This is a genomic window from Pedobacter sp. GW460-11-11-14-TSB4 (assembly GCF_059423705.1).
Genome location: NZ_JBWKYI010000018.1, coordinates 17,767 through 33,255, shown reverse-complemented (window position 1 = coordinate 33,255; position 15,489 = coordinate 17,767). Strand labels below are relative to the sequence as shown.

The 15,489-nt window shown below is 39.4% G+C and carries 9 protein-coding genes; 8 read left to right on the top strand and 1 reads right to left on the bottom strand.

Annotated features, from left to right (window positions below):
* The first annotated feature begins 15 nt into the window (after window positions 1-15).
* The 6 genes from AC07YT_RS16895 (at window position 16) to AC07YT_RS16870 (ending at window position 11,350) form a co-directional block, all read left to right on the top strand.
* Entirely contained in the window at window positions 16-1,785 is a 1,770-nt protein-coding gene (locus tag AC07YT_RS16895; RefSeq protein WP_086547859.1) for an AMP-dependent synthetase/ligase, read from the top strand.
* Between the two features lie 174 nt (window positions 1,786-1,959).
* A complete protein-coding gene (locus AC07YT_RS16890) occupies window positions 1,960-3,381 on the top strand; it encodes a TlpA family protein disulfide reductase (protein ID WP_086547858.1) in 1,422 nt (473 codons plus the stop codon).
* A gap of 96 nt (window positions 3,382-3,477) precedes the next feature.
* Window positions 3,478-5,199 (top strand): gamma-glutamyltransferase, encoded by a 1,722-nt coding sequence (ggt, locus tag AC07YT_RS16885; RefSeq protein WP_494945422.1) that lies wholly within the window; start codon window positions 3,478-3,480, stop codon window positions 5,197-5,199.
* An 81-nt stretch (window positions 5,200-5,280) separates the two neighbouring features.
* The gene (locus AC07YT_RS16880) at window positions 5,281-7,617 is read left to right on the top strand and encodes a GAF domain-containing protein (RefSeq protein ID WP_086547857.1); all 2,337 of its coding nucleotides are present in this window, start codon (window positions 5,281-5,283) and stop codon (window positions 7,615-7,617) included.
* 416 nt (window positions 7,618-8,033) lie between these two features.
* On the top strand, window positions 8,034-9,743 hold the full coding sequence (locus tag AC07YT_RS16875; RefSeq protein ID WP_494945421.1) for a DUF885 family protein: 1,710 nt from the start codon (window positions 8,034-8,036) through the stop codon (window positions 9,741-9,743).
* A gap of 284 nt (window positions 9,744-10,027) precedes the next feature.
* Window positions 10,028-11,350, top strand: a complete 1,323-nt coding sequence (locus AC07YT_RS16870; protein ID WP_086547856.1) for an OmpA family protein — start codon at window positions 10,028-10,030, stop codon at window positions 11,348-11,350.
* Between the two features lie 63 nt (window positions 11,351-11,413).
* Here the strand turns inward: AC07YT_RS16870 and AC07YT_RS16865 are convergent, their stop codons facing one another.
* Window positions 11,414-12,379: a hypothetical protein gene (locus AC07YT_RS16865; RefSeq protein WP_086547855.1), complete on the bottom strand. Its 966-nt coding sequence runs from the start codon at window positions 12,377-12,379 to the stop codon at window positions 11,414-11,416.
* A gap of 121 nt (window positions 12,380-12,500) precedes the next feature.
* Between AC07YT_RS16865 and AC07YT_RS16860 the strand changes: the two genes are divergently transcribed.
* Together AC07YT_RS16860 and AC07YT_RS16855 are read left to right on the top strand one after the other, a co-directional pair.
* Window positions 12,501-12,935: a MarR family winged helix-turn-helix transcriptional regulator gene (locus AC07YT_RS16860; protein ID WP_086547854.1), complete on the top strand. Its 435-nt coding sequence runs from the start codon at window positions 12,501-12,503 to the stop codon at window positions 12,933-12,935.
* A 77-nt stretch (window positions 12,936-13,012) separates the two neighbouring features.
* On the top strand, window positions 13,013-15,418 hold the full coding sequence (locus AC07YT_RS16855; protein WP_494945420.1) for a 3-hydroxyacyl-CoA dehydrogenase/enoyl-CoA hydratase family protein: 2,406 nt from the start codon (window positions 13,013-13,015) through the stop codon (window positions 15,416-15,418).
* Window positions 15,419-15,489 lie beyond the last annotated feature (71 nt).

Below are 15,489 nucleotides of genomic sequence, written 5' to 3'. Positions count from 1 at the left end.
TAATATACAATTCATATGGCGGCAGAAATTAAACGGGTTTTTGATCTTTTGAAATATAGCCTCGAAAATCCTAAGCAAGAATTCATCAGCGGAAAAATTAATGGAAAATGGATAAATTATAGTACAGCCGATTTTTGTACTGCTGTAGATAACCTAAGTCGCGGATTAATTAAACAAGGTATTGGCAAAGGGGGCAGGGTTGCTGTGATGTCGCATAACCGACCGGAGTGGAACATTGCCGATTTTGCAGCCAACCAGATTGGTGCCTATCAAATTCCCTTATACCCAACTTTGGCCGAGCACGACATTCAGTTTATCTTAAAAGACGCAGAAATCGCCATTATTTTTGTAGCCGATGAAGATTTGTATAAAAAAATTAAGCCTTGTGCCGATGCCATAAACCCAGCTATCAAAATTTATAGTTTTAATGAAATTAAAGAAGCCGAAAACTGGAATACGCTGATTGAACTGGGCAAAGCAAGCACAGATATTGATTTGGAAGAATACCGCGCTAAAGTTGCACCCGAAGATGTATTAACCCTGATTTACACATCGGGCACAACGGGTACACCAAAAGGTGTAATGTTAACGCATCATAACCTGGTTGCAAATTTTGTTAACTCGGCTGTGGTGATACCCGAAGGTGTAAAAAAAGGGTTAAGCTTTTTGCCACTTTCGCATATTTTCGAGCGGATGATCATTTATTTATACCTGTTTAATTATACCGGAATTTATTATGCCGAAAGTATGGAAACCATTGTAGCCGATATTCAGCATGTAAAACCCAATGTATTTTCTACCGTTCCAAGACTTCTTGAAAAAGTGTACGATAAGATCATGGAAAAAGGGAAAGCATTAACAGGCATTAAAAAAGGGATTTTCTTCTGGTCGGTAGCTTTGGCCGAAAAATACACAATTGATGCGGGTGCGTGGTATAACTTTCAACTGGGGATTGCCCGTAAACTGGTTTTCAAAAAGTGGCAGGAAGCTTTAGGCGGTGAAATCGTCGTGATTGTATCGGGTGGAGCGGCCTTAAATCCGCGTTTGGCCAGGATCTTTTGGGCAGCGGGTATGCCTGTTTTTGAGGGGTATGGATTAACTGAAACCTCGCCGGTAATTACCGTTAATCATTTCGGTGGAACCATGTTCGGTACCGTTGGTGAAGTAATTAAAGGTGTGGAAGTTAAAATAGCAGCAGATGGCGAAGTATTAACCCGCGGACACCAGGTAATGAAAGGTTATTACAACCGACCTGATTTAACCGATGAGGCAGTAGATAAAGAGGGATGGTTCCATACCGGGGATATAGGAGAACTGGTTGATGGTCGCTTTTTAAAAATTACCGACCGTAAAAAAGAGATGTTTAAAACAGCTGGTGGTAAATACGTTGCCCCGCAAATGCTGGAAAACAAATATAAGGAATCGATTTTTATCGAACAGATTATGGTTTTGGGTGAAAATAGAAAATTTCCATCTGCCTTGATCGTTCCGAATTTCGAAACCCTAAAAACATGGGCAGGAAGAAAAGGCATTACTTTTACTTCGAACGAAGAGATGATTAAAAACGAACAGGTACTCACTAAATATAATGAGGTTATCGAAGCAGCAAATGGAGGTTTTGGTAAATGGGAGCAGGTAAAAAGATTTGCCTTGTTGCCTAAAGAGTGGAGTATTGATGGTGGCGAACTTACACCGAAATTAAGTTTGAAGCGAAAAGTAATTACCGAGAAAAATAATGCGGTAATCGAAAAAATATATAAAGATGCAGAAGGTTATAAGCAATAAGAAGCGGATTAAATTTCCTGATTTTAAATGCACTACATCTTTATTGGTGGCATACTAATTAATATTAATCAGAGGCGGGTGTCTTCACCCGCCTTTTTCAATGAGTAAAAAAATAATTCATTTTTAAACAGTTTCTAAAATATCTTCAATATTTGTGTTTCAGCTTAAAACACTATGAAAAAAATAACCCTCTTCATTTTATTGTTTACTGCGGCAATAAATTCTTTTGCACAAGAAGCGAAACTTAGTATCAAAAATTTACGTGCTAAAAATAATACGGTAATTATCCAAATCCCTGTAGATGATACATGGTTTTATCCAGCCAAAAAAGAGCTTAAATTTGGCGATGATAGCACGGTAAACTATGCTTTAAAGATTAATAAACTGGCCTGGTTAAGAATTAACAATAATACCGTATTGATAGAGCCAGGTACTACACATTTAGTTTTTGATAAGGGGCTTTTGGTGCAGAGCGATAAAAATAAGGAAGGAATGTTGCTTTTTAATAAAAGGAATGTGGAGTTTTATCAATACAGGGCTAGAAATTATTATAAAAAGGATAGCACTGCAGCCGGTTTGTATCAATTGCTCGAAAATGATCAGAATGAAGCACTAAAACCTTATACAGAACTGTTCTCGAAACACAAGATTTCGGCAAACTTTTATAACGAAATAAAAAGATACTTTTCAACCGAACAGATCATTTTGCAAGCCGCCATCCCCATGGTCGTTTTTAGTGCAAAGCAAAAGATAAATAACGATTTGGATAAAATGTGGGCAGATGCCTATAAAAAGTATTCCATGAACAATCTTAGGGATGCTTTTTACCCGGATTTTTATTACCATGCCAAATATTACGTAAGTACTTACCTCAATTATTATCTCCCGCTAAAAAACGGAACGCAATTGCCTAAAAGAGATGAGGATATTTGGCTTAAGAGTATATATAAAACCTTCGAAGATAATTATACAGGCAAAATGAAAGAATTTTTGCTGGCTACTTTTCTATATGAGGAAATGTTACAGACCAGGTATCAGAAAGTATTGGTCGATTTGTTCGATTCATTTAAAGCCAGTTATCCTAAAAGTAATTTTGCGCCATATTTGCAACCAACGGTCAATGAAATTATAACCTACCATAATAAGGTAAAAAACGATTTTGAACCCGGGCAAAAAATGTTGGCCAACTACGATAAATTTAACACCCTGGATAGTTTAATTGGCCAATTTAAAGACAAAACGGTATTTGTTGATATTTGGGCAACCTGGTGTGGGCCATGTAAACAAGAATTTGAATATAGTAAAGACCTGGAGCAATTTCTCAAAGCAAAACAGGTTGAGATGCTTTTTATCTCCATAGATAAAGATGATGCAGCGCAGCAATGGAAAGAGATGATAAAATATTTTAAACTTTCTGGCAATCATGTTCGGACTAATCAAGCCTTGAGAAAAGATTTGAGTGATAAATTAGGAAAGGACGGGAGTTATGGAATACCGCGTTATTTAATCATTAAAAACGGTAAATTAGTTGTTGCCGATGCTTTAAGGCCAAGTGATAAAGAAAAATTATATGCGCAGATTAGTAAATATTTATAATCCTTAGAAACAAGTATTTTCTATCTGAAAATTAAGCTTAAAAGAAAAGTAATTACCGGGAAAAAATAATGCGGTAATCGAAAAAAATATATAAAGATGCAGAAAACTATAAGGCCCCTCAATAATATTAAAAAATCGTTAATATACCTCAGTGTGGTGGTGTTATTAACTGGTTGCGTAACTGGTCAGCTGGGTAAAAATAACAGTGGCGAATATAAAAATGGAATGGTGGTTTCTGCCCATCCGGAAGCATCGCAGGTGGGTATAGCTATTTTAAAAAAAGGTGGGAATGCCGTTGATGCGGCCGTTGCAGTTCAGTTTGCACTTGCCGTGGTTTATCCAAACGCGGGAAATATTGGTGGGGGTGGTTTTATGGTATACCGCGGGGCAAACGGAGAAATAAATGCCTTAGATTTTAGAGAAAAGGCAGCTGCGGCAGCCAGCAGAGATATGTACCTCGATTCATCGGGGAATCCGATTGTGGATAAAAGCCTTTACGGCCATTTAGCGGCAGGCGTACCAGGATCAGTAGATGGAATGGTAGAGGCACACAAAAAATATGGAAAGCTTTCCTGGGCGCAGGTATTAGAACCAGCGATAAATTTGGCTCAAAATGGTTTCAAAATTACCAAGCGACAAGCTGGTGAATTGAATGGTTTGCATAGAAAGTTTATGGATTTTAATCCGGATGGAACGGCCTTCGTAAATTTAGAAAGTACCTGGCAGGAAAATGACCTTTTGGTTCAAAAAGAACTGGCCAATACCCTAAAACTCATCCAGGAAAAAGGCAGGGCCGGTTTTTATGAAGGTGCTGTGGCCGATTCGGTTGTGGCCGAAATGAAGCGTGGCAAAGGACTTATTACCAAAGAAGATTTAAAAAACTATCACGCAACCTGGCGCAAACCAATAACGGGTAATTACAGAGGTTACAAAATTATTACCATGCCGCCAACTTCGAGTGGGGGTATTGCGCTGATTCAATTGCTACAAAGTGTAGAAAATTTTCCCCTAAAAAAGTGGGGTCATAATGCAGATTCCACAGTTCAGGTTATTGTAGAAGCCGAAAGAAGGGTATATGCCGACCGGGCAACACATTTAGGCGACCCAGATTTTTATGCGGTTCCACAGCAGCAAATGTTAAGTGCCGAATATAATAAAAACCGCATGGCAAACTTTAGCTGGGCAGCAGCAACGCCAAGCAGTGCTGTTTTGGCTGGGGAGATTAAAGGTGCAGAGCACGAAGAAACGACACATTTCTCTATTGTAGACCGAGATGGAAATGCCGTTTCGATCACCACGACCTTAAATGGCTCTTACGGTTCGTTAGTGGCGGTAAAAGGCGCTGGATTTCTATTAAATAACGAAATGGACGACTTTTCTGTTAAACCCGGAGCGCCTAATATGTATGGCTTAGTTGGTGGCGAAGCCAATGCAATTGCCCCAAATAAACGCATGTTAAGCTCTATGACACCGAGTGTTGTAGAGAAAGACGGGAAATTATTTATGGTGGTAGGTACACCAGGCGGTTCAACCATCATCACATCTGTGTTTCAAACCATTATAAATGTCATCGATTTTGATATGTCTATGCAGTCGGCTGTAGCGGCTAAAAAGTTTCATCACCAATGGTTACCAGATGAGGTGTATGTAGAAAAAGATGCTATCGATAGTTTGTCAGTAGAAAAATTAAAAGCAAAAGGCTATAAAATTGTCCCTAGAGGTCCGATTGGCAGGGTTGATGCCATCTTAAAAACCAAATGGGGCAATTATCAGGGTGGTGCCGACCCGAGGGGAGATGATAAGGCCATCGGCTGGTAGCAATTTCTCACATCTATTTTTTATCTTAGCATTGGTCAATTTTTTGCAAGTCAAATAGTTGCTGATTTAAAGTTTAAAGAGATGAGGAAGCGCATATTTAACATTGTTCAAAACTATGCCGATTTGCCTGAGGTAGATTCGTCGATCTCTTTTGGCCCTTTTATCAAATACCTGAAACGGAAAATTGAGGAAGAGCAGACGGTAAAGTCCGTCCTTTATAGCAATGCCCTGAAAGAATTTAAAAAACAGGGGGTTGATGATCAGGTGATCGCTCTTGAAGATATTGATCAACATGAACTGTTACTGGAACACATGTATGCCTGTCTTTCACCGGCACTTTTAACAGAAGACCATCAAGCCTGGGGGCTTTGTGCACCCATGCAGCCCATTACTTTTTATGGAACAGAGCTGATGTACGAATTGCTCGAACACCAGAAGAAAGACCAAAACAGTTTTGCGGGATCAAAAACACTCGAACAGCATCAACATGATCGGCTGCATTACATCTATTCCTTCATCTTTGGCGAGCTCTACGCATTCCATTCGCCGATAAAGGAAAAATACCATTCGGCTATCAACGCTGATACCGGTTTGCCAGGTTATTTTCATATTGGCCTGAATGCCAGTTTTATTGAAGTTAAGGCCAAACAACCTTTGCCCGATCTCAGCTACCGTGAACTGCAACAATATTTGAGTGAAGAAGCTGGATTGGATAAATTGCAACAAGTTTTGCCTTTAGACCTTTTTGAGCTTAGAGGCATTTCTGTGCTTACCATTTCAGATGTTACGGCCAAACAGGCTGTAGAAAATATTAAAAGTGTAAGGTTGAGTCGTGTGCCCGGCAGCGAAAGCGTTGCTTACGGAGAAGTGATACAATCGCTTAAAGTACTGGTGCAAAATGCCAATATTCAATTCGATCTTTTCCCTTTCGTTAGAGTAAACAACAAAATGGTTTATGGGTGGGTAAAAGGAGGGAGTGGTTTGTTGTTTTCGGTATGGGGTGAGGAAACTTTAAGTCCTGAAGCTTTTCGACAGATTGCCGAAGGTTATGCTGCAAATCCGAATTCTTTTTACTCACCCGATATTTGGGCAGAAAGCAAAGAGATGTTTCCCTGGTTAGACAGGTTTAGAGAACTGAATGTAAAATCGATGGCGCTCATCCCCGTATTTCACAACCAGATTCTGGTAGGGGTATTGGGTATGCATACCTGGGTGGGAGAAACTTTCGATGAAAAGAAAATTACCTTATTGGACCCCGTTTTAGCACCTATTGCCCAACTCTTACAGGTTTATATAGACGAGTTTAACCTCGAGATTGAAAACATCATCAAAGAAAAATATACCTCTATCCAGCCAGCTGTGCAGTGGAAGTTTAATGAAGCGGCCTGGCATCACCTCTACAATAAGAAAAAGAACTTGCCCCAGCATAATGAGGATATTAGTTTTGCAGACGTTTACCCTTTTTATGGTGCAATAGATATTAGAAATTCTACGACCGAACGCAATGCAGCCAGTAAAGCCGATCTGAGCCTGCACCTCAGTCTGTTTCGTGAAACGCTCGATCAGCTGAGCAAAACTTACAGCGATGCTTTGCTGGTCGAAATCATTTTTAACTGCAATAAGTGGAGTGATATTTTGCAGGGCGATGAGCTGAATACAACCGATGAGAACAGCCTCAACATTTTCCTTAAAGAAGAAACCAGCGATTACCTTAAGCTCATTTCCCAGTCGCACCCAGATACCCAAAAGGTAATCGGTAAATATCTTGATCGCATTTCTGCGCCTCATGGTGAGGTATACAAACACCGCCATGCTTTGGAAACATCCATGCAGCTGATCAATACGGCCATTAACAATTATTTTGAAACCGAACGCGAAAAATTGCAAGATTCTTATCCCTGCTATTTCGAAAAGTTCAGGACAGATGGGGTTGAATACGACATTTATATCGGGCAGTCAATTGCGCCCGATAGGATTTTTAATCATTTCCACCTTAAAAACCTAAGGTTATGGCAACTATCATCAATGGCTGAGATTGCCAGAATGGTGCAACTGCTCCAGCCCGATATGCCCGTTAAACTGACCACCACGCAACTCATCTTTATTCATAATCATCCTATAGACATTAGTTTTAGGATCGACGAGCGGAAGTTTGATGTAGAAGGTGCTTACAACATCAGGTATCAGATGATCAAAAAAAGGATTGACAAGATACTCATTCGCAATTCGCAGGAACGCCTTACCCAGCCCGATAAGCTGGCATTGATTTATTTCAACAAGAGAGATATTGAAGATTACCTGCCTTTTGTAAAATACCTGCAGGAAACCGGGGTATTGAAGCCCGAAACGGAAGATCTTGATCTGGAAGATTTACAGGGACTAAGCGGATTAAAGGCATTGCGCCTAACTATTTTATAAATTTCAGTTGTGGGCATCCAGTTAACAAATTGCCGAACATTGTAGCAGTTCCCGATTTGGCTTATAACGATATCGCGGCTTCTTGAAAAGCAAAGACCATATTTCATTTGATGGTTAGTCCCGCTTTCTGCTAAAGGCTTAAGTAAACTAGCCCAGATTGAAGCGACATCCTTTTTTGCCTGCCAAAGGCAAAAAAGATACAGCGAAAAGCTGGACTGACCTGAATTTTAGCACAGACACTGCGCTTCAAAAAAATAATGAATAGGTAATGATAACGCGCATTGGCACTTTCGCCAGCAGACTGTGAAAGCCTGTTGGTGGGGACACAACAAACGAATAAGTTACACGCTCACCTTACAGCGAATAATCTCGTTTTACTTATATTGCGTCAGCTAATCAAAATTGCACCAATCGCCATGCCTAAACTATTCGCTCTGTTTTTGTTTTTAACAGTTTCCCTACAATTACAAGCTCAAACCAATGAAGCCAGTCTGGTCAGTCCGCTGATTAATCAATACCAGTCAGACGAGACCATGCTTAACCGTAAATATACGCTCAAACAATCTGAGGAGTACTTTACGCGGATGCAGCGCTTTTATACAGCCTGGCAAAAACAACTAAAAGCATTGCCCTTTAACAAACTAAGTGTAAATGAAAGGGTAGATTATATTTTACTTAAACGCGATATCCGATCAGACTCGGCAAATTTGCAACAGCACTATGTCGAGTTTAAAAGCAATATTTTTACTTTGCCTTTTGCCAAAGCAATATTGGATTTTGAGGCAAAACGAAGGATTGGCCAGCAACAAGATGGTAAAACCACACAAGCGCAATTCGAACAACTGAAAGAAGATATCGGGAAAACTTCAAAAGCTGTAGAAAACAAAGACCTGGCCGTTACACCAGTTCAGGCATCCTGGGCACAGCAAACCATTAATCAATACCTAACCGTATTTACCGAAGCCTATAAATTTTACGATGGTTACGATCCGCAGTTTACCAAAGCCACCAAAGCAGTTTATCCCAAAGTAGTAGAGGTATTAAAGGATTATGCCGCTGTATTGGGTAAAATAGCCAAACCATCAGATGCCAAAGATGATGGAAGTGGCATTATTGGCAATCCGATAGGGAGAACAGCATTGTTGAGTAGCCTAAAAGATGAGATGATTGCCTATACGCCTGAGCAGATTGAGGCCATTGCGATGAGGGAATTTGCCTGGTGTGACGCCGAAATGCTCAAAGCTTCGCAGCAAATGGGCTTTGGTAATGATTGGAAGAAAGCACTGGAAAAAGTGAAAACCGATTATCCTGAACTGGGAAAACAACCCGAACTGGTTTATGAACTGGCTAATGAAGCCATAAACTTTGTAGAGAAAAATAAACTCATCACTATTCCGACCCTGGCCAAAGAAGGCTGGCGCATGCGCATGTTAAGTCCGCAGGAACAATTGTTTGCGCCGTTTTTTCTCGGTGGAGAATCGGTATTAATTGCCTATCCGACCGAAGATATGAGTGAAGATGCCAAAATGATGACCCTGCGGGGCAACAGCCGGCACTTTTCAAGAGCCGTAGTTTTTCATGAACTTATTCCGGGACACAATCTTCAATATTTTATGCAAAGCCGCTACAAACCTTATCGTAAGGTATTTGGTACGCCTTTCTGGACGGAAGGATGGTCGTTGTACTGGGAGATGTTGCTGTGGGACCAGAATTTCGCGAAGTCTCCGGAAGATAAAATTGGAATGCTTTTTTGGCGCATGCACCGCTGTGCACGTATTATTTTTTCGATGAACTACCATTTGGGTAAATGGACACCTAAGCAGTGTATCGACTTTTTGGTAGATCGGGTAGGTTTTGAGCGTGCCAATGCAGAAGCCGAGGTACGTAGATCATTTACCGGGGGATACGGACCGTTATACCAGATTGGGTATATGTTAGGTGGATTACAGTTTAGGGCATTACATAAGGAACTGGTACAAAGTGGGAAAATGACCAATATCCAGTTTCATAATCGCATATTGCATGAAAATAATATGCCGGTCGAAATGGTAAGGGCCTTATTAACCAATCAGCAATTACCCGAAAATTTCAGTACCCAATGGAAATTTGCCGGCGATATTAAATAGTTTAACAAGTGGATATTGCCCTTAACAGCCATTTGGGAATTATCGACACGAAAACAGGACATTAAAGCTCGAAAGCGAACATTTTGATTTTAGATGACGTCTAAGCTTTAAGGAAATTAAAAGTGCCTGAAGCTCTTATGTTATAACGCACTTTTTAGTTCTTCCAGGTCTATGGCACAGGTGATAAGTGTTAAAAAGTTGATAAGTATTTTTACATGCCTGTATTTTTGGTATGGCTATTGTAATACAAGTGCAAACGCTTATTCAACGTTAATAGAAAATTTATGAAATTACAACTATTTAAATCACTACCGGTTGCACTTGCTGGTTTACTCATCGGATCAGCTGCTTCAGCTCAGGAAAGCCCTGCAACTTCGACAACAACATTTAGAACATGGTCTATCGGTGTAAACGCTGGTGTACTTACGCCATTATCGCCATTGGGTGGGAAAAATGATTTCAGTAATAACAAATCAAGTTTAGGTTATGGCCTATACATTAAAAAACAATTTACACCTTATTTCTCTCTTCGTTTAGATGGAGTTCGTGGTAAATTAAAAGGCGATAATACTGAACCTTATGAAAGTGGTTTGGTAAACAACTCACCGGTAAAAGCTTTCGATACGGAATTATCTTATTCAGGAAGTTTAAATGCTGTGGTAAACATGTTTAATATCGATATGTTTAAAAAAGAGAATACTTTGCAGCTTTATGCTTCTGCTGGTGCGGGTATTGCGGCTTACAAGCCCACTATTACTACGGCAGCTGGAACTTCGACACTTAATGGTGGCGATAACATCAACGAATTAATTATTCCGGTAGGTTTAGGTGCTAAATTTAAAATTTCTGATGCTGTGAATTTAGATTTAGGCTGGACAATCAACTTTGTTGATGGTGATAACCTTGATGGTTATTACAGAAACGGAAACGATAAATATAACTACGCTTATGCTGGTTTAGAGTTTGCTTTAGGTAGCGGAAAACAATTGGCTTTCCACAATCCGGTAGCTTTAACTTATGATGAAGCTTTAAAAGCAAAACAAACTGCTGAAGGTTTAAAATCTGATTTAAATGCTCAAAAAGCTGAAAATGCAAAACTACGTTCAGAAATGAGCGACATCTTAAAAGATACAGATGGTGATGGTGTTGCCGATAAATTAGATAAATGTCCTGATACTCCAGCAGGTACTGTGGTTGATGGTGCTGGTTGCCCGTTAAAAACTCCTGAAAAAGTAGTAGAAAAAGTAATCGTAACCGAAGAAGATCGTAAAGTTGTTAATGAAGCGATTAAAAACTTAGAGTTCGATTTAGGTAAAGCCACTATTCGTTCTAAATCTTATGCTTCACTAAACAGAGTTGCAGCATTGTTGATTCAGAAAAACTTCAGTTTAAAATTAGCTGGTCATACAGATAATACTGGTTCAAAAGAATTAAACTTGCGTTTATCAAAAGATAGAGCAGAATCGGTAAAAGCTTATTTAGTTTCTCAAGGTGCAAATGCATCACGTATTGAGGCTACAGGTTATGGCATGGGCCAACCAATTGCTACCAATAAAACAGCAGCTGGTCGTCAACAAAACCGTCGTGTAGAGTTTACACTTTACTAGTCTGTTTTTAACTAACATTAAAAAAGTCCCGATGCAAATCGGGACTTTTTTGTTTTAAAGATTTTATTTTATCGACGTAATTACTTTTTTAATCTCACTTAAATCATTCATTTCAAAATTAGGCGATTGAGGATAGAAGCGCTGATAAATGATTTTATCATCTTTGCTATCGTAAACACTGATGATTTTATCGTTAGAACGTTGCGTGTAAATTAAATACTTAACGTTGAATTCATTGCCCAATATTAAATTATCTAACTCCTTGTAGGTTACAAATTTGAGTTTGTAATTATAAGGTTCTGCTATTATCCCTGATGTTGGCAAAAGGGTCAATTTGGATGAAAATACCTGCTTAATATATTCAGGGAGGTAAAGCGTTTCTTTGGCTAATGCTGGTAAACGTACTTTATTGTAAAACTGAAAATCCAAATTACAATTCTCGTTTGCGAGCAATCCATCATTAATCTGTTTTAAATAACCGGTTAAAAATCCTGGCGACCAGTTGAGGAAATTCGACTTGTTGTAAAGGGTTGATATCAGGCTATTTCTGATGGTTCTTTTTGAACCGGTATAGCGGTCCTGGATTTCTATTTGAAGATTGGTCGCCCGATCAGCAAAAAGTGTAACTGTTGCAAGTACACTTTCTTCCTTTGATTTAGGTTTTTTAGATGGGCTAACCAGCTTTAATGCATAAACGACGTTTACATTTGTGGTACTATCCAGCTTATCGGCATATCCATCAAAATAGAAGAACGAATAGTTGGAAAGTGTATCATAACGGGCAAGCTCTTCGGGTTTAATAATTTTGTAAGGGGTAATGGTCCAGTTTTTTTTAATGGCCTGATCAAATTTTTCCAGCTCCGCATAATCAGCATACTGTAAAGTAAACAAGGTTGTTGTTTTTTTAAAGGCAGCTAATTTTTCACTGTTTAACAGGTTTTCACCGAAATAAGAGACCTGACTTTTACCAACTACAGCCCATAAAATAAACAGGCTGAAGAGGAGGATGCTCTTTGCTTTCAACATCATAGACATTTTCATTTTGTGTGCATCTATAATAGGAAAATTTTGACAATTATTTTCAATTTTCTACTTGCATTAACAAAATACATTCGCTAGCTTTGTTATGCAAGCATAATAAATTAACAAAATGAAACAACAACAAACCATAGATTACCACGTTAAGTTTGCCTGGCAAAATATGTTTAATAAGTACAATCAAATGGCATCCAGCTTTGGGATTACCCAGGCTATTGGCTACATGCTTATTAATATAGACGACGTAGAGGGCACAGCCGTTTCAAATTTAGCTGGCTTGCTTGGGGTTAAAGCAACTAGTTTATCCCGCATGTTAAACAATATGGAAGAGGCCAATCTCATTTATCGTGAAACATCTGCAGGCGATAAACGTTCGGTAAAGGTTTTTCTGACCGATTTTGGTAAAGAGAAAAAACAACTGGCCAAAGGTGTTGTTCGAAAATTTAATGAATATCTCGATGAGCATTTCTCTAAAAAGGAGAAGGAGACTTTTATTAATCTGTTGATCAAACTAAATGATATCACAGTAGCCTATACTGTTGATTAACGAATATAATAATCAAATCTGTTTGGTAGGTTGCTACATAAAATGGTGCTATCAAACTAATGAAAAGCAAATAGATAATGAAACGAAGCATTAATAAAGTTGCAGTTTTAGGTTCGGGTATTATGGGGTCCCGTATTGCATGCCACTTCGCCAATATTGGGGTAGAGGTTTTGTTGTTGGATATCGCCCCTAAAGAGCTAAGTCCCGAAGAGCAGGCAAAAGGCTTAACACTGGATAACCCGGCTGTAAAAAACCGGATTGTAAATACAGCCTTGCAAACGGCTGTAAAAACAAATCCATCGCCAGTTTATACCAAAAAAGCATTAAATAAGATCAAAACTGGGAATTTCGCTGATGACATGTCGAAAATTGCCGGTTACGATTGGGTAATTGAGGTTGTAGTCGAAAATCTTGATATCAAGAAAAAAGTTTTCGAGCAGGTAGAACAGTTCCGCAAGCCAGGTACATTAATTACCTCGAACACTTCCGGTATTCCGATCCATTTAATGGCTGAGGGAAGAAGCGAAGATTTTAAAGCGCATTTCTGTGGAACACACTTTTTTAATCCACCGCGTTATTTAAAATTATTGGAGATTATTCCAACGCCACATACACAACCAGAAATTGTTGATTTCCTGATGCATTATGGTGATAAATTTTTAGGAAAAACAACCGTTTTATGTAAAGATACTCCGGCTTTTATTGCTAACCGGGTAGGTGTTTATTCGATTATGGCGCTTTTGCATTTGGTCGAAAAATTAGATTTAACGGTAGAAGAGGTTGATAAATTTACGGGGCCGGCATTGGGCCGACCAAAATCGGCTACTTTCCGTACTTCGGATGTGGTTGGTTTAGATACCATGATCAAAGTGGCGAAAGGGCTTTACGATAACTGTCCGGATGATAAAGCGCATGATTTGTTTAAACTTCCTGCATATGTGCAAAAAATGGAAGAGAACAAATGGCTTGGTGATAAAACCCAGCAAGGTTTCTATAAAAAAACGAAATCTGCCGATGGTAAAACCGAAATCCTTGCACTGGATTTAAAAACCCTGGAATATAAGCCTCAGCAAAAAGTAAAATCGGCTACCTTAGAAATGACCAAACCGATTGAAAATCTGCGTGAGCGCATGAAGATTTTTGCGAAAGGAAAAGATAAAGCCGGCGAATTATTCCGCCATTCTTCTTTTGGTTTATTCGAATATGTATCGGATAGAATTCCTGAAATTTCTGACGAATTGTACCGTATTGACGATGCCATGCGTGCAGGTTTTGGTTGGGAACTTGGTCCCTTCGAACTTTGGGATGCCGTTGGCGTAAAAGAAGCCATTGAGGGGATGGAGCAATATGGCAATAAAGCTGCGGCCTGGGTGCATGAAATGCTCGATGCCGGAAATACTTCATTTTATAAAGTAGAAAACGGCGTTAAAAAATATTACGATATCCCTTCTAAAAGTTATAAAGCTTTACCAGGAACAGATGAGTTTATCATTTTAGATAACCTTCGCGAAAATAAAACGCTGTGGAAAAATTCAGGTGTTTCGATTATCGATCTGGGTGATGGCATTTTGAATGTAGAATTCCACACCAAAATGAATACCATCGGCGGTGATGTCATTTCGGGAATCAACAAAGCGATTGATATGGCCGAGAAAGATTACCGCGGTTTAGTTATCGGTAATGATGGTGCAAACTTCTCTGCCGGTGCAAATGTGGGTATGATTTTTATGATGGCGGTAGAGCAGGAGTGGGATGAATTGAACATGGCGATTAGGATGTTCCAGAATACTTCGATGCGCATCCGTTATTCTTCTATTCCGGTTGTGGTTGCCCCGCATAATTTAACCCTGGGCGGTGGCTGCGAGTTTAGTTTACATGCCGATCACGTTCAGCTTTCTGCTGAAACGTATATGGGTTTGGTTGAGTTTGGTGTTGGCGTAATCCCTGGTGGCGGCGGAACTAAAGAATTTGCTTTGCGTGCATCGGATGAATATAAAGATGATCAGATTGTTCAGAATGCATTGAAAGACCGTTTCTTAACGATTGGAATGGCAAAAGTTTCGACTTCGGGTTATGAGGCTTACGAACTGGGTTATCTGCAAAAGGATAAATTCTCGATCTCGATGAACCGGAACCGTTTATTGGCCGATGCCAAAGCGAAAGCAATAGAACTGGCTGATGCGGGCTATACCAAACCCGTGCAACGAAACGATATTAAGGTACTGGGCAAACAAGGTTTAGGAATTGTTTATGCAGGTGCGAATAGCATGTATGCGGGGCATTTCATTTCCGAACATGATAAAAAAATCTCCGAAAAATTAGGTTATGTAATGTGTGGCGGCGATTTATCCGCTCCGACAGAAGTAACCGAACAATATTTATTGGATCTGGAAAGAGAAGCATTTTTATCACTTGCTGGTGAGCGTAAATCGTTAGAACGGATTCAATCAATTATTACAAAGGGAAAACCGTTGAGGAATTAAGTTGACACTGGAGATGTGAGACATTAGATTTGAGAAAGTAATTGGTCTCACATCTAGCGTCTCAAATCTCA

Coding starts and splice junctions, on each gene's coding strand:
- AC07YT_RS16895 (WP_086547859.1), top strand. CDS start 16: ATGGCGGCAGAAATTAAACGGGTTTTTGATCTTTTGAAATATAGCCTC.
- AC07YT_RS16890 (WP_086547858.1), top strand. CDS start 1,960: ATGAAAAAAATAACCCTCTTCATTTTATTGTTTACTGCGGCAATAAAT.
- ggt (WP_494945422.1), top strand. CDS start 3,478: ATGCAGAAAACTATAAGGCCCCTCAATAATATTAAAAAATCGTTAATA.
- AC07YT_RS16880 (WP_086547857.1), top strand. CDS start 5,281: ATGAGGAAGCGCATATTTAACATTGTTCAAAACTATGCCGATTTGCCT.
- AC07YT_RS16875 (WP_494945421.1), top strand. CDS start 8,034: ATGCCTAAACTATTCGCTCTGTTTTTGTTTTTAACAGTTTCCCTACAA.
- AC07YT_RS16870 (WP_086547856.1), top strand. CDS start 10,028: ATGAAATTACAACTATTTAAATCACTACCGGTTGCACTTGCTGGTTTA.
- AC07YT_RS16865 (WP_086547855.1), bottom strand. CDS start 12,379: ATGATGTTGAAAGCAAAGAGCATCCTCCTCTTCAGCCTGTTTATTTTA.
- AC07YT_RS16860 (WP_086547854.1), top strand. CDS start 12,501: ATGAAACAACAACAAACCATAGATTACCACGTTAAGTTTGCCTGGCAA.
- AC07YT_RS16855 (WP_494945420.1), top strand. CDS start 13,013: ATGAAACGAAGCATTAATAAAGTTGCAGTTTTAGGTTCGGGTATTATG.